This window comes from Pseudomonas sp. VI4.1, assembly GCF_002029345.1.
Classification (GTDB): domain Bacteria; phylum Pseudomonadota; class Gammaproteobacteria; order Pseudomonadales; family Pseudomonadaceae; genus Aquipseudomonas.
The window spans coordinates 1-21,762 of sequence record NZ_MULM01000177.1 but is presented as its reverse complement, the minus strand read 5'-3'; the positions used below and the strand labels follow the sequence as shown (position 1 = coordinate 21,762).

Genomic DNA, 21,762 nt, shown 5'->3' with positions numbered 1-21,762 from the left:
CTACAGGGGGGGGCGATCAGGGTTGGGAAGCCAGGGCTTTCTCCACGGCTTCGATGAATTCGGGGTCGTCGGGCTTGGTCAGGCTGGAGAAATTGGCGATCACCTTGCCCTGGCGATCGACCACGTATTTGTAGAAATTCCACTTCGGTGCACTGCTTTGTCTGGCCAGGATCTTGAACAGATGAGTCGCGTCGTCACCACGGACTTTCTGCGGTTCGGTCATGGTGAAGGTCACGCCGTAATTCGCGTAACAGACCTTGGCGGTCTCGGCAGCGTCCTTCGACTCCTGCTTGAAGTCGTTGGATGGAACGCCAATCACCTCCAGCCCTTGATCCTTGTAACGCTGATTCAGCGCTTCAAGGCTTTTGAACTGCGGAGCGAAGCCACAGAAACTGGCCGTGTTGACCACCACCAGCGGTTTACCGGCGAAGCGCTGGCACAGGTCGATGGATTCCTTGGCGCGCAGCTTGGGCAGCGAGCCTTGCAAAAGGTCCGGGCACTCTGCCGCTTGAGCCAACCCGGTAAACGCTACCAGTAACGCAGGAACTGCCAACCAGCGCATCAGCATGTCAGTGCATCCTTGAGAGTTCGTCAGAAAACGAAGTTACTCGCCCTGACAGCCTGCTAGCAAGCACCCATGCCCAACTGCATCAAAGCCAGCCCGCCCTGATGCCAGCCCCACCACGCCAAGGCCAGCAGCGAGGCGCAGACAGCCGTCAGCGCAATCTGCGGCCAGAACCTGTTCATATCGCACTCATCCGGGTTTGCAGGCGCGCCACCGGCTGCTCACGCACCGGCCAGTTCAGGGCGGCGGCCAACAGGCTCAAGAGAATCGCTACCTGCCAGATCAAGTCGTAGCTCCCGGTTCGGTCATACACCACCCCGCCCAACCAGCCGCCGAGGAACGATCCGAGCTGGTGGAACAGGAACACAATCCCGCCGAGCATGGACAAGTTTCGTACACCGAACAAGGTCGCGACCGTACCGTTGGTCAAGGGCACGGTCGACAGCCACAGGAAGCCCATCGCCATGCCGAACAGATAGGCGCTGGTCGTCGTCACCGGCGCCCACAGGAACAACCCGATCACCACCGCCCGCAGCAAATACAGACCGGTGAGCAAGCGCGGCTTGGACATCCGCCCGCCGAGCCAACCCGCCGTGTAGGTACCGAAGATATTGAACAGCCCGATCAGCGCCAGCACCGTCGTACCGACGGTAGCCGGAAGATGCTGGTCCACCAGATAAGCCGGCAGATGCACGCCGATGAACACTACCTGGAAGCCGCAGACAAAAAAGCCGAACGCCAGCAGCCAGAACCCCGAATGGGAGCAGGCTTCGTGCAGTGCTTCGGACAGGGTTTGTTCATGCCCGAGGACCGGCAGCGGCTTGTCCTTGAGCATGCTCACCAGCGGCACGATCAGCGCCACCAGCAGGCCCAGCACCAGCAATGCCGCGGACCAGCCCAGCCAGCCGATCAACCCCAGCGTGCCGGGCAACATGGCGAACTGGCCGAACGAACCGGCGGCACTGGCGATGCCCATGCCCATGCTGCGTTTCTCCGGCGGCACCGCGCGCCCCACCACGCCGAGGATCACCGAGAACGAGGTGCCCGACAGCCCGATACCGATCAATAGACCGGCACTGAGCGACAAGGTCACGGCCGAGTCGGACAGGCCCATGCACGCCAGGCCCAAGGCGTACAGCACCCCACCGATGGCCACCACTTTCGCCGCACCGAAGCGGTCGGCCAGCGCGCCGGTGAAAGGCTGCGCCAGTCCCCAGATCAGGTTCTGCAAGGCGATGGCGAAAGCGAATGTCTCACGCCCCCAGCCGAACTCGGCACTCATCGGCGCCAGAAACAGCCCGAAGCCATGCCGCACACCCAGGGACAACGCGAGAATCAGCGCACTCCCCAACAGCACCCATCCGCACGTACGCCACATCGATGTCATTCTTGTTCTCCATTTGCGGGTATATACCGCTTATAAGCGGAAAACCGGCCTCAGGCCAGTTCATCCAACAGCTTCAGCAAGGTTTCGCGTTTCTCGGCGCCCAATCGATCAATCAGGCGCTGTTGGGCTGCCTCCCAGGCTGGCAACGCCGCTGTCAGGCGTTCCGCGCCGGCCTCGGTGAGCTGGACGATACGATTGCGCATGTCCGCGCCTTCGACCAGCCTGACCAGCCCTTCGCCCTCCAGCACCCGCAGATTGCGCCCCAGGGTGCTGCGGTCCAGGCCCATGGCCTCGGCCAGGGTGGAAATACTCGGTTGATCCAGGCGCTGCAGATTGCACAGCAGAGAATACTGGGCAACGTTGATCCCGAAGCCATCGAGAGCGCCGTCGTAGTGCCTGCTGACGCCACGGGCGGCGCGACGCAGGTTGGTGCATAAACATTGGGAGTCGAGCATGATACGTGTATATACCCGCGGTTAAATGAAAGCAAATTTTTTAGACATTACACCGCCTGTAGGAGCCAGGCTTGCCGGCGAACAACGATGACGCGGTGCAACAGGTGCACCGCGGCGCCTTATTCGCGGGCAAGCCCCGCTCCTACAGGAACAATGCGAGGCAGACGATCACTGTCATTTCCAGCAATTCCAGCAACGCCCCTGCCGTATCGCCCGTCGTCCCGCCCAATCGCCGGCAGCATCGCGTGCCGCAACCAGGCAAATACCAGCGCTGCCAGCACAACGGCCAAAACCCCGCTGAGACCCGCCACCAGCACACAGGCCACCCCACTGACCGCCAACACCTGCATACCCGCCAGACGCGGCAAATGATCCGCCAGCGCCTGCCCCAAACCACCGGGACGCACATAAGGCGTGGTCAGGAACAACCCCAGCATCGCGCTTCGTGCAATCAATGGAACAATGATCAGCACAACGCTGTGGGGCTGATCGATCACGCCAGCAACGCGGCGAATTTGAGCAGCAGCACCAGCACCAGCGTCACCACCGCGATCGGCCCACTGCGAGGGTCTTTCATGATCGTCAACGTGCGCTCACGGTCGCCAAACCCGCCGAGCCAGGCGTCGGCGCTGTCGGCCAGGCCGTCGAGATGCAACCCGCCGCTGAGCAGCACCCACACGGTCAACAACAACGCTGCGTGCAGCAACAACGGCGCGCCCTGCAAGAGCCCGTCAAGCGTCCACAGAATCATGCCGAACAGCAACCCGACCAGCGGATAAAACAGCAGCGATCGACCGAGTTCCCGAGGCGCGGGCATGCCTGGCAGACGAATCGGCAGACTGCTCAGGAACTGCAGGGCGATCCAGAACGGCAGCATGCTCAGTTCGCTTCCCTAAGGATGACGCCGGTCTCGACGCGCAAAGAAAACAGGGCACCATGACCGACTTCAACATTGAGCAACTGTTCGCGCGGCAATCCCCGCGCCTGGGCCAGCAACAAACGCATCACCCCGCCATGGCTGATCAGCAACACCCTCTGACCCGCGCAGCTCGCCTGCAAACGCCCGACCGCTGCCAATACCCGTGTCGAAAAATCCTCGACCCGCTCACCTTCAGGCGGCGTAAACGCATAGGGATCGGCCCAGAACTGACCCAACGCTTCGGCATCGGTCTCCATCAACGCGGCGGCGCTCTGCCCTTCCCAGGTCCCGAAGTGTAACTCCTGAAGGTCTTTATCCAGGAGCACGGGCAGACCCAGTTGTGCGCCGAGCTCCTCGGCGAACCGCGAACAACGCTGCAACGGCGAACTGACCAGGCGATCCCACGGCCCGCGCTCGAGCACCGCCGCCCGCATCTGCGCCCAACCTCTATCGGTCAGCGCATCGTCGAGGCTGCCGCGCAGGCCACCGCCGAGTTCGGTTTCGCCGTGGCGCAAGAGATCAAGGTGCAAGGTCATGCCGGACGATCCGCCACCGCAGCTTCGGCGAAGGTCGCCATCTGCCCGTGAAGATCGCAGGCCAGACGCAGCAACGGCACCGCCAACGCGGCGCCACTGCCCTCCCCCAGACGCAGCCCCAGGTCCAGCAGGGGTTCGGCGTTCAAGGTCTCCAACACATGGCGATGACCTGGCTCGGCACCGCGATGACCGAACAACAGCCATTCGCGGCAATCCGGGTTCAGGCGCACCGCAACCAACGCGGCAACGCTGCAAATGAACCCGTCCACCAGCACCGCGACGCCTGCCTGGGCACACGCCAGGTACGCGCCGACCAGCGCCGCGATTTCAAAACCGCCAAGGTTGAACAGGGTTTGCAGCGCGTCGCCACGATGCGCGCCATGCAACGCCAACGCGCGTTCGATGACCTGCGCCTTATGGCTGACGCCCGCCGCGTCGAGTCCGGTGCCCGGCCCGGCCAGATGCAGCACCGGGCAATCGAGCAAGGCACAGGCCAGGGCGCTGGCCGCCGTGGTATTGCCGATGCCCATTTCGCCACCGATGAACAACTGCGCGCCCGCCGCGATGGCCCGCTGCGCACTGTCGCGTCCGGCCTGCAAGGTGAGTTCGCCCTGGGCCCGAGTCATGGCCGGACCGTTCACGAAATTGGCGGTGCCCGGGCCGAGGTTGAGATGACGCACGCCCGGCAGATTCAGCGACGGCGTCACGGTGCCGAGGTCGACCACTTCAAGGGATGCTCCCAGTTGCCGCGCCAACACGCTGATCGCCGCACCGCCGTTGACGAAGTTGTGCAGCATCTGCCCGGTGACTGCCTGGGGAAACGCCGACACCCCTTCGGCGACCACACCATGGTCACCGGCAAAAATCGCGATCCACAGCTGATCCAGAGTCGGTTTTACCCGCCCCTGCAATCCGGCCAATTGCACCGCCACCGACTCCAGACGACCGAGGGAGCCGGCCGGTTTGGTCAGTTGCTGCTGTCGCGCCTCAGCCTGTTCGACGACTTGGGCGTCGATCGGCTTGCACGGGTTCAGCCACCAGGATCGAGTCATAAAGCAGTTCCTTTCAAAGTCAGGGGCAGGCCGGCGACGGTCAGGACGACGCGCTGACAACGTTCGGCCAAGGCTTGATGCAGCCAGCCGGCTTCATCGACATAGCGGCGAGTCAGTTCGCCCAGCGGCACGACACCCATTCCGGTTTCGTTGCTGACAAAAATGATCTCGCCCGGCAGCGATGCCAGGCACTCGAGCAGGGCTTCGCGTTCGGCGACCAGGCGCTCGGCATTCTCGAGCAACAGCAGGTTGGTCATCCACAGGGTCAGGCAGTCCACCAACAGGCAGCGGTCAACGCTGGCGGTTTCGCGCAAGATGCGGGCGAGTTCAACGGGTTCTTCGATCAACGACCAGTCGGCCGGACGACGGGCGCGGTGATGAGCCACCCGTTCATTCATTTCACCGTCCAGGGGTTGGCTGGTGGCGATGTAGGTCACCTGGAGTCCGGTGTCGGTTGCCAGCTTTTCAGCCAGGCGACTTTTGCCGGAGCGGGCGCCGCCGAGGATCAGTTGCAGCATGGTTCATTCCTTAAAATCTTCGGTGAGGCGACTGCCGCCTTCGCGAGCAAGCCCGCTCCCACATTTGATCGGCGTCGAACACTCATTTTATGTGCGCTGGAGATCTAATGTGGGAGCGGGCTTGCTCGCGAAGGGGCCGGCACAGGCGCCTCAAAAACCACAGAGCTGACGCAACAGCCCGGTATCCAGATGCTTCTCCACCAGATCCGCCAACCGCTCGATATCGCGCTCGCGCAACCCGTGATAATCCACTTCCTGCACCGCCTGCAAACCCGCCCAACGCAACAGCGCACTGCAGGCCGCCGGCGATTCGAACAGGCCATGCAAATAGGTGCCGAAAATCTGCCCATCAACACTTTGCGCACCGTCGCAGCGACCGTCATCCAACTGCACCGCAGCGTTTTCCAGCGCCGGCCCGGTGGTCACCCCGGCATGGATTTCATAACCAGTGACCGGCGCATCTTCCAGCGCCAGGCGCCCGCGGACATTGCGCAGCTGCTTCTCTTGTTCAAGCTGCGTTTCGAAGGCCAGCCAACCCAGACCGGCGCTCGACCCCGGCGCACCTTCGAGGCCCAGCGGGTCATGCACCTGTTCGCCGAGCATCTGCAGGCCACCACAGATGCCCAGCACTTTGCCGCCATAGCGCAGATGACGACTGATGGCGCTGTCCCAGCCATTGGCCCGCAGACACGCGAGATCGCTGCGCACGCTTTTCGAACCGGGAAGAATGATCAGGTCGGCGGGCGGGATAGCCTGGCCGGGGCCGATGAATTGCAAGTCCACTTGCGGGTGCAGACGCAGCGGATCGAAATCGGTGTGGTTGCTGATCCGCGGCAGCACCGGCACCAGCACTTTGAGTACCTGGTCCGCCTTGTCGGTCTGGCGCTGATCGATACCGTCCTCGGCTTCCAGGTGCAGGTCCATCACATACGGCAACACGCCGATCACCGGCTTGCCGGTGCGCGCCTCCAGCCAATCCAGCCCCGGCTGCAGTAACGCGAGGTCGCCGCGAAAACGGTTGATGATGAAACCTTTGATCCGTGCCTGTTCACTCGGCGACAGCAACTCGAGCGTGCCCACCAGATGGGCGAAAACCCCGCCGCGGTTGATGTCGGCAATCAGCACCACCGGGCAGTCCACCGCCTCGGCGAACCCCATGTTGGCGATGTCGCCGGCACGCAGATTGATCTCGGCCGGCGAACCGGCGCCTTCGACCATGACCACCGGATAAGCCGCGCTCAGCCGTTCATGGGACGCCAGCACCGCTTGCATGGCGATGGCTTTGTAGTCGTGATAGGCCACCGCATTCATGGTCGTGACGGCGCGACCATGAATGATCACCTGGGCACCGGTATCGCTGTTGGGTTTGAGCAACACCGGGTTCATGTCGGTGTGCGGTTCAAGGTTGGCCGCCTGGGCCTGCACCGCTTGCGCGCGACCGATTTCGCCGCCATCGGCGGTCACGGCGCTGATGAGCGCCATGTTCTGCGGCTTGAACGGCACGACGCTGACGCCCTGCCGGGTGACCCAGCGACAGAGCGCCGTCACCAGCGTGCTTTTACCGGCGTCCGACGTGGTGCCTTGCACCATCAACGTAGTCATTGGCGTTCCTTGGCATAGGCGTCGAATGCTTGCGTCGAGACGTGTCCAGTCGGCCTCATCGGCGGGCAAGCCGAATCGCAGGCTGCTGTTGTGGGTGAACAAACGCAGGAGAATGCCGCGCCGGGCCATGAATTCATGCAGGGCTTCGGCGTGCACGGTGATCAGCCATTGAAACAGCGCGCAACCGCCCTGGGGCGCGAACCCCTGTTGCGCCAGCAACCGCGCCAGGCGCTCGCTGGCCGCTTCGGTGCGCTGGCGTTGGCGAGCGTGCCCTTCGGTGTCCAGCAGGCAGGCCTGCCCCACTACCCGGGTCGGCCCGCTGACCGCCCACGGCCCCACCTGTCCGGCCAGCAATTTGAGCAGTTGGCGCTCGGCCAGCACGAAACCCAGGCGCACGCCGGCCAGGCCAAAAAACTTGCCGAAGGAACGCAGCACGATCAACCCGACCAGATGGGCAAAAGGCGCCAGGCTCAAGTGCGGCGTGTTGTCCATGAACGCCTCGTCCACCACCAGCAGCCACCGCGCTGAGCCAGTTTCGCATGCCAGTCGAGCAGGCGACTCGGGGCCAGGCTCAGGCCGGTGGGATTGTTCGGGTTGACCACCACCAGCACGTCCAGGCTGTCGAGAAAGAAGTCGACTTCCTGCTCCAGCACTTCACGCACGATATAACCGCTGCGGCGCCACGCTTCGGCGTGCTCGGCGTAACAGGGCGAGAGCACGCCGACCTTGCCGATGCGACGCAAACGCGGCAACAGCTGGATCGCCATTTGCGAACCGGCCACCGGCAGTACTTGTGCGGCGCCGTAGTAATCGCAGGCCGCCTGCTCCAGACCGTCATCGGTTTCCGGCAATCGCGCCCAGGCACGCAACGGGATATCCGGGACCGCAAATGGCCAGGGCGCGAGGCCGCTGGACAGGTCCAGCCAGTCGGCTTCGGCGATGCCGTATTCGTGCGCCGCCTGGCGCAATCGACCTCCGTGCTCAAGCATGGAATTCAGCCCCCACGCACAGAATCAGCAACCATAACCATACCCCGCGCTTGACCAATTGCCAGCCACGGTCGATAGAGTCGGCATCCGCCGGCGGGCCTTCACCCAGTTGCGGACGCTGATGCAATTCACCGTGATAGATCGCCGCCCCGCCCAACTCGACGCCGAGCGCACCCGCCCCGGCGGCCATCACCGGCCCGGCATTCGGGCTGTCCCAGGTCGGCCCCTGGGTGCGCCAGCATTTCAACGCCAGGCGAGTCTTGCCGAGCAGCGCGTAGGTCAACGCCACCAGGCGTGCGGGAATGTAGTTGAGCACGTCGTCGATCCTGGCCGCGGCCCAGCCGAAACGTTCGAAGCGGTCGTTACGGTAACCCCACATCGCATCGAGGGTGTTGCTCAGCCGATACAACACCACGCCGGGCGCCCCCGCCACGGCGAACCAGAACAGCGCGGCAAATACCGCGTCGCTGCCGTTCTCCAGCACCGATTCGGTGGCAGCCCGGGCGACTTCGGTTTTATCCAGTTCGCTGGTCTGGCGGCTGACCAGATAACCCACGCGTTTGCGCGCTTCTTCAAGATCATCGCTGCGCAGGGCCTTGGCCACTGGCTCGACGTGTTCACCGAGGCTGCGCATGCCGAGGGCACAATAGAGCGCGAGGATTTCGACGATCCAGCCGACATAAGGCGCCCAGGAAAACGCCGTGGCCAGCAAGGTCAGCGGCACGACCGCGATGAACCAGGCGGTGACGCCGTGACTGCGCCAGCCGCGACCTTCGCTGTTGAAGCGTTGCTCGATGCGGTCGGCAAAACGGCCGAACGCCACCAGCGGATGCCAGCGTTTGGGTTCACCCAGCAGCGCATCCAGCGCCACCGCGGCGACACTCAACAACGCCACACTCATTGACTCACTCCCCAATAATTTTCATACAACAATTCGCTAAGCGGACGCGCTTGCGCCCAGCCTTCCAGGGCAAGCATCGGCGCTGGATAAAACGCCTCGACCGGACCCAGGCACAGCACGGCCAACGGTTTGGCGCCAACGGGCATTTCCAGCAAGGCGGCCAGGGCTTGCGGCTCGAACAAAGAGACCCAGCCCATGCCCAGCCCTTCGGCACGGGACGCCAGCCACAGGTTCTGGATCGCACAGGACAAGGAGGCCATGTCCATTTCCGGCAAAGTACGGCGGCCGAAGATATGCCGCTCGCGATCGTCCGTCAGCGCGGCGACCAGCACTTCGGCGCAGTCGTTGATGCCTTCGACCTTGAGCTTCATGAATTCGTCGCTGCGCTCGCCGAGGGCTTCCGCGGTGCGGATGCGTTCTTCTTCCACCAGCTGTTGGATTTTGCCGCGCAGGGCGCGGTCGCTGATGCGGATGAAGCGCCAGGGCTGCATCAGGCCCACGCTCGGGGCCTGGTGGGCGGCTTCGAGCAGGCGTCGCAGTAGTTCGGGCGCGACGGTGCCGCCGCTGAAGTGGCGCATGTCGCGACGTTCGGCGATGGCACGGTAGACGGCAGCGCGTTCGGCTTCGGAAAATGCGTTGTCGGTGATGGCCTCTTCGCTGGCAAGCCCGCTCCCACATTTGATAGCGGTGCCCATGAGGTCTCTGGTACGACGCGGTCCAGTGTGGGAGCGGGCTTGCTCGCGAAGGCGTCCTCACGGTCAGGCTCAAACAGTGCGGCAACCGCCGATGGATTCGACGGAAAATAAAAATGCACATAAGAGGCCGTCATCCGCCCCTGACGATAAACCGCCTCCGCCCCGCGCCCGCCATTCGGGCTCAACCCACGGGCAATCGGCTCCAGCCCGGTACTGGTCAGCGAATGGTGATAAGTGTGCCCACGCAGCAACCCTTCCGGCAGTTCAACCGCCTGCAGGGCCAACGCCGCCAGACGCTTCTGCATCACCGCATCCCCGGCCAGCAAACCGACCAGTTCAGCTCGAGTGCCCTCGACATCGGTCAACGAATCCAGCAGATACAACATCCCGCCACACTCGGCCAACAACGGTTTGCCCGCCCCGTGGTGAGCGCGAATCGCGTCGAGCATCGAGGTGTTCTGTGACAGCGCCACATGGTGCAATTCCGGATAACCGCCCGGCAGGTACAGACTGTCTGCGTCCGGCAATCGGGCATCACGGATCGGCGAGAAAAACAGCAACTCGGCGCCCATGGCGCGCAGCAGATCCAGGCTCGCGCCGTAGGTGAAGGCAAAGGCTTCGTCACGGGCCACGGCGATCCGCACGCCAGCCAGCAATGGCTCGGCAACGATCACATCGGGGGCGGCGAATGCCACGGCCGGCGGCAACGCCACCTCGCAACTGCTGGCCAGGGCATCGGCCGCGGCGTCGAGGCGCAGATCAAGATCGTTCAACTCGCTGGCCTGGACCAGCCCCAGGTGACGGCTCGGCAGTTCGATCCCGGTTTCCCTGGACAAGGCGCCATACCAGCGCAAGCCTTCAGGTCAGGCTGCCCGCGAGCAATTGCGCATGGCGCAATGTGCCCACGCGGTTGGCCAACACTCCGGCAAACGGCAAGTCCGGCTGATAGCGCGCCAGCCCCAGGGCCAGGGCGCCAAAGGTCTGCGCCATGGCAGTGCCATCGATCACACCCAGCACCGGTACCCCGAAGTGTCGCGCCAGGTCGGCGCTGGACGGCGTACCGTCGAACAGCCCCATGACCCCTTCGATCAGGATCAGGTCGGCAACAGCCTGCGGCTTCCCACAACAGTCGACGACTTTCCTGCTCGCCGACCATCCACATGTCCAGTTGATACACCGGCGCACCGCTGGCGCGCTCGAGAATCATCGGGTCGAGGAAGTCCGGGCCGCACTTGAAGACCCGCACCTTGCGCCCCTGATTGCGGTGCAACCGGGCCAGCGCGGCAGTGACGGTGGTCTTGCCCTGACCGGAGGCCGGCGCGGCAATCAGGACCGCCGGGCAATGACGTGGTTGACTCACAATTCGACGCCTTTTTGCGCTTTGATCCCGGCCTGGAACGCGTGCTTGATCACGCCCATTTCGGTGACGGTGTCGGCCAGCTCGATCATTTCCGGTTTGGCGCCACGACCGGTGACCACCACATGCTGCATCGGCGGACGCGCCTGCAAGTCGCCGAGCACCTGATCGAGGTCGAGATAACCGTGCTTGAGCGCGATGTTCAACTCATCCAGCACCACCAGGCCGATGGACGGATCGCTCAGCAGTTCGCGGGACACTGCCCAGGCGGCTTCGGCGGCCGCGATATCGCGCTGACGATCCTGGGTCTCCCAGGTGAAGCCCTCGCCCATCACATGAAACCGCACCTGCTCCGGGAAGCGGCGGAAGAACAGTTCTTCGCCGGTGCTGTTGCGGCCCTTGATGAACTGCACCACGCCACACTGCATGCCATGGCCCAGGGATCGGGCGAGCATGCCAAAGGCCGAACTGCTCTTGCCTTTGCCGTTGCCGGTCAGCACCAGCAGCAGGCCGCATTCGTTCGGGGAATTGGCGATGCGTTCATCGATCACGGCTTTTTTGCGCAGCATGCGCGCCAGGTGACGTTCATCACGATCGGGGGTATCAGTCATGGGGAGCTCTCCGTTGAGGCTGGATAACGGCGGGCAGGCACAAGAATAGACGGCAAAAAGCCTGGCATCGCCCACCGTGATGCCGCTGGATGAATCAGGCCGGTCTCCGGGCTCATGAGCGGCGCTGGCCTGACTGCGCGCCTTCCCATGTCGGCGTTCGACACAGTGGCTCAAGGCGCAGTCTTCACTCATTTACCGTTGCGGGGGCAGCGTCGGGATCATGAGGCTTCAGCGTTCGAAGACCATCACTCACCGACTTCCCTGTTTCACTCCGTCGGCCATGGCCACAGAGCACCTGAAACAAGCCGCGAAGGTTAGAGGGTTGGGGGTGGAGCGTCAATTGAGAAAGCGCCCTGCGACTGACCGGTTGAACCATCGCGCCTCCCGGCTTCTCTATGATTGTATCAACGCGTCCATAGAGAAGATCAGCATGCGCAAGCCCCAGCTCGTTCTCGTCATCGCGCTCGCCGGAGGGCTCGCCGCCTGTGGTGAAACCTCCAGCCTGCAAGTCATGGACGGCACCGGACCGTCGCCCAAGTTGCCAGAACCGAACAAGACCCTGATCCCGACGGTGAACATCGCCCCGGCGATCGGCTGGCCGGACGGTGCAAAACCCGTCGCGGCGACGGGAACCCAGGTCGCCGCCTTCGCCGAAGGCCTCGATCACCCGCGCTGGCTGTATGTATTACCCAACGGCGACGTGCTGGTCGCCGAGACCAATGCGCCACCCAAACCCGATGACGGCAAAGGTGTCAAAGGCTGGGTAATGAAGAAAGTCATGGGCCGTGCCGGTGCAGCCGTACCGAGCCCGAACCGCATCACGCTGCTGCGGGACAAGGACCACGATGGCATCGCCGAGACCCGAACGGTGTTTCTGGAAAACCTCAATTCGCCGTTCGGCATGACCCTGGTCGGCACTGACCTGTACGTGGCCGATACGGACCGCTTGCTGCGTTTCCACTATGAAACTGGCGAGACGGCGATCAAGTCGCCTCCGATCAAAGTGGTCGATCTACCGGGCGGCACACTCAATCATCACTGGACCAAAAACGTCATCGCCAGCAAGGACGGGAGCAAGCTGTATGTGACAGTGGGTTCCAACAGCAATGTCGCGGAAAACGGCATGGACCAGGAAGAAGGTCGCGCGGCGATCTGGGAAGTGGATCGCGCCACCGGCAACCATCGGATCTTCGCTTCAGGGATCCGCAATCCCAACGGCCTGGCCTGGGAGCCCCAGAGCGGCGCGCTGTGGACGGCCGTCAATGAGCGCGACGAAATCGGCAGCGACCTGGTACCGGACTACATCACTTCGGTGAAGGACGGCGGGTTCTACGGCTGGCCCTACAGCTATTACGGACAACATGTCGATGTGCGCGTGACCCCGCAGAATCCGGACCTGGTGGCCAAGGCCATTGCGCCGGACTACGCAGTGGGCCCGCACACGGCATCGCTGGGCCTGACCTTTGCTGAAGGCAACAGCCTGCCGGCGCAGTTCAAGGAAGGCGCATTCATCGGCCAGCACGGCTCGTGGAACCGCGACCCGCACAGTGGCTACAAAGTGATTTTCGTGCCATTCAGCGCGGGCAAACCGGTGGGGCAACCGGTTGATGTGCTCACCGGGTTCCTCAGCGACGACGAAAAAGCCATGGGCCGTCCGGTGGGGGTAGTGATCGACCGGCAGGGCGATTTGCTGGTGGCGGATGATGTGGGGAACAAGGTGTGGCGGGTGTCGACGGCTGCTAAATAAATGTCGGCGACTGTGCCGGCTCCTTCGCGAGCAAGCCCGCTCCCACACCTAACCTCAGGCGTTCACATTTTTGTGTTCGCCGCAGATCAAGTGTGGGAGCGGGCTTGCTCGCGAAGAGGCCATCACAGCCACCCATAAATCACCTGCCTAGCGTTTACGGCAGAGCGTTAACCCATCCCCCAACGGCAACAACGACAGGTCCACCCGCACATCATCCTTCAAGGCCAGATTGAGCGCCTGGATGGCCCGGGTGTCTGCGCTTTCCGGATTGCCCTCAAGCACCCGCCCGCTCCACAGGGTGTTATCGAACACCGCCAGACCACCGACCCGCAGCAAACGCAGCGCATGCTCCAGATAACTCGGGTAATTGGCCTTGTCGGCATCGATGAAAATCAGGTCGAACTGCCCTGGTTGATCCAGCCCGGCCAGGGTTTCCAACGCCGGCGCCAACCGCAGGTCAATCCGCCCCGCCAGACCCGCTTCCTGCCAGTAACGGCGCGCGGTAGCGTTGTAGTCGCCTGGAATATCACAGCAGATCAGCGAACCGTCGTCCGGCAACGCCGCCGCCATGCACAAGGCGCTGTACCCGGTGAAGGTGCCCACTTCCAGCACACGCCTGGCGCCGGTGAGCTTCACCAGCATCGCGAGAAACTGCCCCTGCTCCGGCGCCACCTGCCAGCGCGCCATGGGCAGGGCCTGGGTTTCGTCGCGCAAGCGCTTGAGCAGCGGCGTCTCCCTCAGGGAGACGTCGAGCAGGTATTGATACAGGGAATCATCGAGATTGAGCGTGCGAGCGGTCATCACCAAGGCCCTGCAATCTATGGGTTATGGGCCAGATGCTCGGGTTGCAGCACACGCTTGGCGCTCAGGTAGGCTTTCTGCCAATAAGTCTTGGACAAGCTGTCGAGCTTCACCGTACCGCCCGTGGCCGGTGCATGGACGAAGCGACCTTCGCCGACATAGATCCCGGCGTGGCTGACCTGGGAACCGCCATTGGTGGCGAAGAACAACAGGTCGCCGGTTTGCAGGCCTTCCTTGCCGACACTCGCCGCCTGCATGCCGATCATCTCGCGGGTGGTGCGCGGCAAGGAAATACCGGCAACATCACGGTAGACGTAGCCGATCAGCCCGCTGCAATCAAACCCTGAATCCGGCGTATTGCCGCCCCACCGATAAGGTGTGCCGACGAGGCCGAGCGCACGAAACAGTACGTCTTCGGCGGCGGGAGAAAAGGCTTGGGAGGGACCGAAAACCAGCGGCGCGCGAATCACCGGTGCCGGTGGCGGCGGTGGGCGGGTGGCGCAGGCGCTGAGCAGCGCGGCGAAGCACATGATTGCGAGGCGGGCCGACATCGTCATAGGCAGAACATCCTGATCTGGCTGCGGCTTTTTCCACCGACAGGGCAGAAAAGAAAACCGCCTGCGCAGGACGCAGGCGGTTTGCCATCAATATTAGATCAGGATTTTAGCTGCTGCGTGGCAAACTTCAAGTAAGACTTTAAGTTCACCCTACAAATTGTCCGCTTACTTGCGCGCCGTGACGATCGCCGGACCTGTCGTTGGCGCCATCGCGAGTGCGCGCTTGGCTTCGATGAAGGTCTTGCTCCAGTAGCTGTCGCCCAGGCTGTCGATCCGGACACCGCCGCTGCGGCGGCTGCTGGAATGGATGAACTGGTTGTCGCCCAGGTAGATCCCGGCGTGACTGACGCGCCCACGACGACCATTGGTGGCGAAGAACAACAGGTCGCCAGGCTTCAGATCGCTGCGAGTCACCAGCGGGGCGTCCACGTTGATCATTTCGCGGGTGGAGCGCGGCAGGTTCATACCGGCCTCTTCCCGAAACAGATAACCGATAAAACCGCTGCAATCGAACCCGGCTTCGGAGGTGCCACCGAAACGGTAACGGGTGCCGATCAGGGACATGCCGCGCTCGAGGATGCTGTCGGCCAGTACTGGAAGCTGATACGACTTGCCATTGGCGAAGCTGGCCAGTTCTTTATCGGTGGCCGCTTCTTGCTCAATCGCTTCCTGGAGAAGAACGGAAGTCGATTGGGCGGTAACTGAATTGATAACCTGCTGTTCTTGCTCTTGCTGGGGCGCTGGAGAATGAGCAGCGCAACCGAACAACAGGGTGACGAGTGCGAGAGGCACGAGGGGTGCGAAGCGCTTTAGCATGGGCACGACCGTGGCTGATAGTTATAAGAGAAGCCGCGACTATGCCCGCAATCATGCTCATTTGCAAATTCAATCGATCTTTGTGTGACTTCCCGGCTTCTCGATTACATCTAAGCGCTTAAGCCCCATTTAGTCGTCACGCAGCCTGCAGACCTGTAGGCATGCAGGTTTTTTCGCGTCGGAAAACGGCCAAAAGCCGGGTCAGGCAAGGGCTTCACCAGCCCAACGTTTCTTTGAGGAACGGAATCGTCAACTTGCGCTGGGCTTGCAGCGACGCCTGGTCCAGGCGCTCGAGCAACTCGAATAGCGCACTCATGCTGCGCGTACCACGCGTCAGGATGAAATGCCCGACTTCGTCGGTCAGGTGCAGGCCGCGACGAGACGCGCGCAGTTGCAAGGCGCGCAATTTGTCTTCGTCGGAGAGCGGGCGCATCTGGAAGATCAGGGCCAGGGTCAGGCGGGACTTGAGATCCGCCAGCTTGACCGGCAGCTCACGCGGCGACGTCGAAGCGGCGATCAACAAGCGTCGACCACTGTCACGCAGACGGTTGAACAGATGGAACAGCGCCTCCTCCCAATCCGCACGCCCGGCGACCGCCTGCAGGTCATCCAGGCAGACCAGTTCGTATTGTTCGAGGTTGTCGAGGATTTCGATGCCACGATCCAGCAGCTCGGCCAACGGCAAGTACACCGCCCGTTCCCCCAGCTGTTCGAAACGCAGGCAGGCCGCCTGCAACAGATGCGTACGCCCTACCCCGTCCTTGCCCCAGAGATAAATCAGGCTTTCGGTCCAGCCGGCGTCGGCTTCGCATAGCCGCTCGACATAGCCGAGTGCAGCGGCATTGGCGCCTGGGTAGTAATTGATAAAGGTAGCGTCATCACGCAGACGCACACCTAGGGGCAGCTGAATCGGTTTCATGCTGACTGAACAGTTCCAGGGGAACCGTTAGTGGCCTCTGTGTAAAGTTTGCGAAGTTTATACCCGTGAAGCTGACCGCACAATGCGACAGACCACAAGCAAAATCAATGGTTTGCGTTAATGCATTGGTTTTATGGCAGTTTCTTTGGCGCCAAGGGCGATAGCCATGCACAAGAGGCAGGCAACCTGGCAATGCACCAGGCCGCCCTGCGAGCAACCGTCAACCCGCCTCAGAGCTCGGGATCGTCGACGCCACTGTACATATCTGAATCCTTGTACAAATCATGCACATGACGCACCAGCACCATGATCACCGCCGCCACCGGCAATGCCAGAAGCACGCCGGTAAAGCCGAACAGCTCGCCCCCCGCCAGAATCGCGAAGATCACCGCCACCGGATGCAGGCCGATCCGGTCCCCCACCAGCAATGGCGTCAGCACCATGCCTTCCAGCGCCTGACCGACCATGAACACCGCGACGATGCCGACCATGGGGTACAGGTCGCCACCGAACTGGAACAGGCCGGCAACCAGTGCCGCACCAATGCCGATGACAAAGCCCATGTACGGCACGATCGCCGCCAGACCGGCGATCAGACCGATCAACAGCCCCAACTCCAGCCCTATCAGCATCAAGCCCGCCGCGTAGATCACGCCCAGCGCCACCATCACCAGCAACTGCCCGCGCACGAACGCACCCAGCACTTCATGGCATTCACCGGCCAGCGTCACCACCCGCGCTTCGCGATCACGGGGCAGCAGGCCGCGGATCTTGGCCATCATCAGGTCCCAGTCCCGCAGCAGGTAGAACATCACCACCGGGATCAGCACCAGATTGGCCACCAGAGCGATCAATGCCAGCCCGGAAGCCGTCGCCTGACTCAACACCACGCCGACAATGTCAGTGGTCTGGCCCATGTGTTCGCTGATGGCGGCCTTGAGTTTGTCGAATTTCCAGAAACCGTCCGACAGGCCAAATTTCGATTGCGCCCAGGGCAGTGCACTGTGCTGCAACCAGTCGAGAATCTGCGGTGTCAGTTCGTACAAGCGAAACAACTGCTTGGCGAGCATCGGCACCAACACCAGCAGCAACGTGGTGAAGATCAGGGTAAACAGCGCAAACACCGCGATCACGCCCCAGGTCCTGGACAGGCCGGCTTTCTCCAGTCGATCAACCAGAGGGTCGAACAGATAGGCCAGCAGCAGCGCGACCAGAAATGGCGTGAGGATCGGATGCAACAGCCAGACAAACACGCAGAGCAGGATCAACCCACCCAACCAGTACCAACGCCGCGTATCGGCCATGAACCACTCCAGCTTCTATATAAGGAAAGAACAACTTACCAGCGGAACCGCAGCTGCGGCGTGGGTTTCGGCGTCGGCGCCACGGCGGGTACCGAGCCATCGGCCGCAGGCTGGGCAGGGGTCGCGGGGGCTGGCGCTTCACCGGCCGGCACTTCCTGCAGCCTGGCCAGGGACAACTGCGCCTTCAACTGTTCGGCACTGCCTTTGACCCGATAGAGAATCCGGTCGCCGTCGACGCTTTGCAGGCGCGCGCCAAAAGGTTCGAGCAAACGCCCAAGGGCCGCATAGCGCTCCAGGTTCATGCCCTGCACTTCCAGCAATTGCTCGCTCGAAGCCCCCGGTTTGACCACAAACCGCGGTGCCAGACGCTCACTGACCGCCAACATGACGGCATCGGCCACGGCGGCCTGATCCGCGCCCTGCACACTGCCGGCCTCTTTCTGATCGCCCAGCCATAAACGCCACTTGGCTTGCCACTGGCCTCCCTCTTCACGGGCATGCACAGCCAGCAAGGCATCGGCGTTGTAACGGGCCGAAGCACCGCGCAACGGCGCCGGGTCCGTGCCTTCCAGATTTGGCGCGGTGGCCACGATCTGCTCATTCAGGTCCGCCAGCGGCAGGCGCAGCGGCAAACCACGGTGTTGTGCCGCGCGGCGCAATGACGTCGCGCTGGCCTGGCCATCGCCCACCAGGCTCGAGCCTTCGGTGGCATCGTTCAGCCACCAGCCCAGGATCGACGGGCGATTCGCGCTCCACAGAGACAATCCGGCACGGCGCAATGCCTGCTCCGTGCTGGCCGGGTCGAAATCGACCTTGAGTACTTCCGGCGGGCCGGCATCAAACCCGAATTGACTGATGATCTGTTGCGGATCCTTGCGCAGCGCCGCCAACCCCGGGCTTTGCGCCGCCTTGGGATCACCGGTCAGGCGCAACACCAGGGTATCCAGCGCGCGCTGGGTGGCTTGATCGCGCTCCTCGGGCGCCTGACTGGTGACAGGCTCGCGCACTTGATAAAGGCCTTTGACGGTTTCGGCATGACTGGCGAGGCTGACCAACGATAAACCGCCCATTAACAACAATTTGAAAAAACGCATGGAAGATTCCTGACGACAAGAGCGGCTGGAACAGACCGCATGAAGACAATCGAGCAAGGCTGTGACCCTCGCCCGACGCAAAACATTCACACGGCCCGGGTAAGTTTTTCGCACTGCCCTAACGATAGACGGTTAATAGCGCTACCTTATACAGCCCTGTGCGATTGCACCAACCCGGGCAATTACAGTTTTTTTCCGCCGATATGCCCCTGCTGTCGGCCTGAGGATGGCCGCTGCCCCTCAAGCCTGATAAAATCGCGCGCCTTCGCAGACCGGCAACAGCCGGGCCCTTGAATTTGCGCTCGGCAATCGCCCTCGCCTGTACAAGCGGTCCCGTTGGACTCGGTCGTTACCCCTGAATCCCCCCTAAAGGCCTGGATCATGAGCAAGCAACCCTCCCTGAGCTACAAGGACGCCGGTGTAGACATCGACGCCGGTGAAGCATTGGTCGAACGCATCAAGAGCGTCGCCAAGCGCACTGCGCGCCCGGAAGTCATGGGCGGCCTGGGCGGTTTTGGCGCCCTCTGCGAAATCCCGGCCGGCTACAAGCAGCCTGTGCTGGTTTCCGGTACTGACGGCGTCGGCACCAAGCTGCGCCTGGCGCTGAACCTGAACAAGCACGACAGCATCGGCATCGACCTGGTGGCCATGTGCGTCAACGACCTGGTGGTCTGCGGTGCCGAGCCGCTGTTCTTCCTCGACTACTATGCCACCGGCAAACTCAACGTCGAAACCGCGACCCAGGTCGTGACCGGCATCGGCGCCGGCTGCGAACTGTCCGGCTGCTCCCTGGTCGGCGGCGAAACCGCTGAAATGCCTGGCATGTACGAAGGCGAAGACTACGACCTGGCCGGCTTCTGCGTCGGCGTCGTGGAAAAATCGGAAATCATCGACGGTTCCAAAGTCGCTGCCGGCGATGCCCTGCTCGCCCTGCCGTCTTCCGGCCCGCACTCCAACGGCTACTCGCTGATCCGCAAGATCATCGAAGTCTCCGGTGCCGACATCGAAAACATCCAGCTCGACGGCAAGCCGCTGACCGACCTGCTGATGGCCCCGACCCGCATCTACGTGAAGCCGCTGCTCAAGCTGATCAAGGACACCGGCGCCGTCAAGGCCATGGCCCACATCACCGGTGGCGGCCTGCTCGACAACATCCCGCGCGTGCTGCCAAAAGGCGCACAAGCGGTGGTTGACGTTGCCAGCTGGACCCGTCCTGCCGTGTTCGACTGGCTGCAAGAGCAAGGTAACGTCGACGAAAACGAGATGCACCGCGTGCTGAACTGCGGCGTGGGCATGGTCATCTGCGTCGCTCAAGAGCACGTCGAAACCGCGCTGAACGTGCTGCGCGAAGCCGGCGAACAGCCTTGGGTCATCGGCCAGATCTCCACCGCTGCCGAAGGCGCGGCTCAGGTCGAACTGAAAAACCTCAAGGCTCATTGATGTCCCAGACCTGTGATGTGGTGGTGCTGTTATCCGGCACCGGCAGTAACTTGCAGGCCTTGATCGACAGCACGCGGACCGGCGACAGCCCGGCCCGCATCGCTGCGGTGATTTCCAACCGCGCCGACGCCTACGGCCTGCAACGCGCCAGGGACGCGGGTATCGATACCCGCTGCCTGGATCACAAGGCTTTCGAAGGCCGCGAGGCCTTCGATGTCGCGCTGATCGAACTGATCGACGCCTTCAATCCCAAACTCGTGGTCCTGGCCGGCTTCATGCGCATTCTCAGCGCCGGCTTCGTGCGCCACTACCAGGGTCGCCTGCTCAACATCCATCCCTCGCTGCTGCCCAAATACAAAGGGTTACACACTCACCAGCGCGCGCTGGAGGCCGGCGACACCGAGCATGGCTGCTCCGTGCACTTTGTCACCGAGGAACTCGATGGCGGACCACTGGTCGTACAGGCAGTAATACCGGTAGAGTTACAGGATTCGCCGCAGAGTCTGGCGCAGCGAGTCCATACCCGGGAACACCTGATCTACCCGATGGCTGTACGCTGGTTTGCCGAAGGTCGTTTATCCCTCGGCGAGCAAGGTGCTTTACTGGATGGGAAGCTACTCGCCGCCAGCGGCCACTTGATTCGAACCTAGGAGATTTTATGCGTCGCGCCCTGCTCTTCGCTTGCGCTCTGCTCGTCCTGCCTTTCGCGCAGGCTGCAGAACTTCAACCTTTCTCCGCCAGCTACACCGCCGACTGGAAGCAGCTGCCGATGAGCGGCACCGCCGAGCGCAGCCTGACCAAGCAAGCCAACGGCGCCTGGAAGCTCAGCTTCAAGGCCTCGATGATGATCGCCAGCCTGACCGAAGAAAGCACCCTGACCCTGGACAAGGACACCTTGCTGCCCCAGTCCTACCATTTCGAACGTGGCGGCCTGGGCAAAGCCAAGAAGGCTGACCTGGACTTCGACTGGACCAACAAAATGGTCACCGGCACCGATCGCGGCGACCCGGTCAAACTCCCGCTCAACCGCGGCATGGTCGACAAATCCACTTATCAGCTGGCCCTGCAGCACGACGTCGCCGCCGGCAAGAAAAGCATGAGCTATCAGGTCGTCGATGACGGCGAAGTCGATACCTATGACTTCCGCGTGCTGGGTTCGGAAAAAGTCGACACCAAGGCCGGCCAGATCGATGCGATCAAGGTCGAGCGCGTGCGCGATCCGACTCAGAGCAAACGCATCACCGTGCTGTGGTTCGCCAAGGACTGGGATTACCTGCTGGTCCGCCTGCAACAGGTCGAGACTGACGGCAAGGAGTACAACATCATGCTCCTGGACGGTACGGTCAACGGCAAGGCTGTCAAAGGCAGCTGATCCGGATCGATACGAAACAAGCCTCGCCGTGTGCGGGGCTTTTTTTCGTCTGCCAAATAGCCCCCTGTGCAATACGCTCCCTGTAGGAGCCGGCTTGCCGGCGAAGGCGCCTTGAGTACGCCTTC

General features: G+C 62.5%; 21 protein-coding genes, 3 pseudogenes and 1 riboswitch. Of the genes and pseudogenes, 4 read left to right on the top strand and 20 right to left on the bottom strand.

Features of this window, described 5'->3' with window-relative positions:
• Positions 1-16: 16 nt before the first annotated feature.
• The 14 genes and pseudogenes from BZ163_RS26295 to cobO all read right to left on the bottom strand — a co-directional run bounded on the left by BZ163_RS26295 (position 17) and on the right by cobO (position 11,587).
• Positions 17-568 carry a glutathione peroxidase gene (locus BZ163_RS26295; RefSeq protein ID WP_128873317.1) on the bottom strand — a complete coding sequence of 184 codons (552 nt, stop codon included), beginning with the start codon at positions 566-568 and terminating at the stop codon, positions 17-19.
• Between the two features lie 56 nt (positions 569-624).
• On the bottom strand, positions 625-747 hold the full coding sequence (locus tag BZ163_RS36010; protein ID WP_256579139.1) for a hypothetical protein: 123 nt from the start codon (positions 745-747) through the stop codon (positions 625-627).
• Positions 744-1,952: an MFS transporter gene (locus BZ163_RS26290; protein ID WP_128873316.1), complete on the bottom strand. Its 1,209-nt coding sequence runs from the start codon at positions 1,950-1,952 to the stop codon at positions 744-746. The genes BZ163_RS36010 and BZ163_RS26290 overlap by 4 nt, the downstream gene beginning before the upstream one ends.
• A 50-nt stretch (positions 1,953-2,002) precedes the next feature.
• Entirely contained in the window at positions 2,003-2,407 is a 405-nt protein-coding gene (locus BZ163_RS26285; RefSeq protein ID WP_128873315.1) for a MarR family winged helix-turn-helix transcriptional regulator, read from the bottom strand.
• A gap of 142 nt (positions 2,408-2,549) precedes the next feature.
• Positions 2,550-3,284: pseudogene (locus tag BZ163_RS26275) on the bottom strand (adenosylcobinamide-GDP ribazoletransferase).
• 2 nt (positions 3,285-3,286) lie between these two features.
• Positions 3,287-3,862 (bottom strand): alpha-ribazole phosphatase family protein, encoded by a 576-nt coding sequence (gene cobC, locus BZ163_RS26270; RefSeq protein WP_128873314.1) that lies wholly within the window; start codon positions 3,860-3,862, stop codon positions 3,287-3,289.
• Positions 3,859-4,914 carry a nicotinate-nucleotide--dimethylbenzimidazole phosphoribosyltransferase gene (gene cobT, locus BZ163_RS26265; protein ID WP_128873313.1) on the bottom strand — a complete coding sequence of 352 codons (1,056 nt, stop codon included), beginning with the start codon at positions 4,912-4,914 and terminating at the stop codon, positions 3,859-3,861. The genes cobC and cobT overlap by 4 nt, the downstream gene beginning before the upstream one ends.
• Entirely contained in the window at positions 4,911-5,432 is a 522-nt protein-coding gene (gene cobU / locus BZ163_RS26260) for a bifunctional adenosylcobinamide kinase/adenosylcobinamide-phosphate guanylyltransferase (protein ID WP_128873312.1), read from the bottom strand. Before cobU ends, cobT begins: the two co-directional genes overlap by 4 nt.
• A 150-nt stretch (positions 5,433-5,582) precedes the next feature.
• Complete coding sequence (locus BZ163_RS26255) at positions 5,583-7,034, bottom strand: cobyric acid synthase (protein ID WP_128873408.1); 1,452 nt, start codon at positions 7,032-7,034, stop codon at positions 5,583-5,585.
• Between the two features lie 21 nt (positions 7,035-7,055).
• Positions 7,056-8,023, bottom strand: a pseudogene (gene cobD / locus BZ163_RS26250) (threonine-phosphate decarboxylase CobD); the annotation flags it as partial.
• A complete protein-coding gene (gene cbiB, locus BZ163_RS26245) occupies positions 8,016-8,924 on the bottom strand; it encodes an adenosylcobinamide-phosphate synthase CbiB (RefSeq protein WP_128873311.1) in 909 nt (302 codons plus the stop codon). The pseudogene cobD and the gene cbiB, both read right to left, overlap by 8 nt.
• On the bottom strand, positions 8,921-9,619 hold the full coding sequence (gene bluB, locus BZ163_RS26240; protein ID WP_168187408.1) for a 5,6-dimethylbenzimidazole synthase: 699 nt from the start codon (positions 9,617-9,619) through the stop codon (positions 8,921-8,923). Before bluB ends, cbiB begins: the two co-directional genes overlap by 4 nt.
• Positions 9,571-10,979 (bottom strand): annotated as a pseudogene (locus tag BZ163_RS36005) (cobyrinate a,c-diamide synthase); the annotation flags it as partial. The gene bluB and the pseudogene BZ163_RS36005, both read right to left, overlap by 49 nt.
• Positions 10,976-11,587, bottom strand: coding sequence for a cob(I)yrinic acid a,c-diamide adenosyltransferase (gene cobO, locus BZ163_RS26230; protein ID WP_128873310.1), 612 nt, complete (start codon positions 11,585-11,587; stop codon positions 10,976-10,978). The gene cobO and the pseudogene BZ163_RS36005, both read right to left, overlap by 4 nt.
• Positions 11,588-11,666: 79 nt before the next feature.
• Positions 11,667-11,901, bottom strand: a riboswitch (cobalamin riboswitch).
• A 116-nt stretch (positions 11,902-12,017) separates the two neighbouring features.
• Between cobO and BZ163_RS26225 the strand changes: the two genes are divergently transcribed.
• A complete protein-coding gene (locus BZ163_RS26225; protein WP_128873309.1) occupies positions 12,018-13,334 on the top strand; it encodes a sorbosone dehydrogenase family protein in 1,317 nt (438 codons plus the stop codon).
• Positions 13,335-13,481: 147 nt separating this feature from the next.
• Here BZ163_RS26225 and BZ163_RS26220 read toward each other — a convergent pair whose 3' ends face one another.
• From BZ163_RS26220 to BZ163_RS26195, 6 genes are all read right to left on the bottom strand, one after another.
• The gene (locus tag BZ163_RS26220; protein WP_128873308.1) at positions 13,482-14,135 is read right to left on the bottom strand and encodes an O-methyltransferase; all 654 of its coding nucleotides are present in this window, start codon (positions 14,133-14,135) and stop codon (positions 13,482-13,484) included.
• 17 nt (positions 14,136-14,152) lie between these two features.
• The gene (locus BZ163_RS26215; protein WP_128873307.1) at positions 14,153-14,692 is read right to left on the bottom strand and encodes a C40 family peptidase; all 540 of its coding nucleotides are present in this window, start codon (positions 14,690-14,692) and stop codon (positions 14,153-14,155) included.
• Positions 14,693-14,857: 165 nt separating this feature from the next.
• Positions 14,858-15,508, bottom strand: coding sequence for a C40 family peptidase (locus BZ163_RS26210; RefSeq protein WP_128873306.1), 651 nt, complete (start codon positions 15,506-15,508; stop codon positions 14,858-14,860).
• Between the two features lie 214 nt (positions 15,509-15,722).
• Positions 15,723-16,427 (bottom strand): DnaA regulatory inactivator Hda, encoded by a 705-nt coding sequence (hda, locus tag BZ163_RS26205; protein WP_128873305.1) that lies wholly within the window; start codon positions 16,425-16,427, stop codon positions 15,723-15,725.
• A 230-nt stretch (positions 16,428-16,657) separates the two neighbouring features.
• The gene (locus BZ163_RS26200) at positions 16,658-17,731 is read right to left on the bottom strand and encodes an AI-2E family transporter (protein ID WP_128873304.1); all 1,074 of its coding nucleotides are present in this window, start codon (positions 17,729-17,731) and stop codon (positions 16,658-16,660) included.
• Positions 17,732-17,766: 35 nt separating this feature from the next.
• Entirely contained in the window at positions 17,767-18,825 is a 1,059-nt protein-coding gene (locus BZ163_RS26195; protein ID WP_128873303.1) for a DUF2066 domain-containing protein, read from the bottom strand.
• 381 nt (positions 18,826-19,206) lie between these two features.
• On the opposite strand from BZ163_RS26195, the gene purM reads away from it, so the two are divergent.
• The 3 genes from purM to BZ163_RS26180 are packed head-to-tail and all read left to right on the top strand — an operon-like array spanning position 19,207 to position 21,637.
• Positions 19,207-20,265, top strand: coding sequence for a phosphoribosylformylglycinamidine cyclo-ligase (gene purM / locus BZ163_RS26190; RefSeq protein WP_128873302.1), 1,059 nt, complete (start codon positions 19,207-19,209; stop codon positions 20,263-20,265).
• Positions 20,265-20,915 (top strand): phosphoribosylglycinamide formyltransferase, encoded by a 651-nt coding sequence (gene purN, locus BZ163_RS26185; protein WP_128873301.1) that lies wholly within the window; start codon positions 20,265-20,267, stop codon positions 20,913-20,915. Before purM ends, purN begins: the two co-directional genes overlap by 1 nt.
• An 8-nt stretch (positions 20,916-20,923) precedes the next feature.
• The gene (locus BZ163_RS26180; protein WP_064679020.1) at positions 20,924-21,637 is read left to right on the top strand and encodes a DUF3108 domain-containing protein; all 714 of its coding nucleotides are present in this window, start codon (positions 20,924-20,926) and stop codon (positions 21,635-21,637) included.
• Positions 21,638-21,762 lie beyond the last annotated feature (125 nt).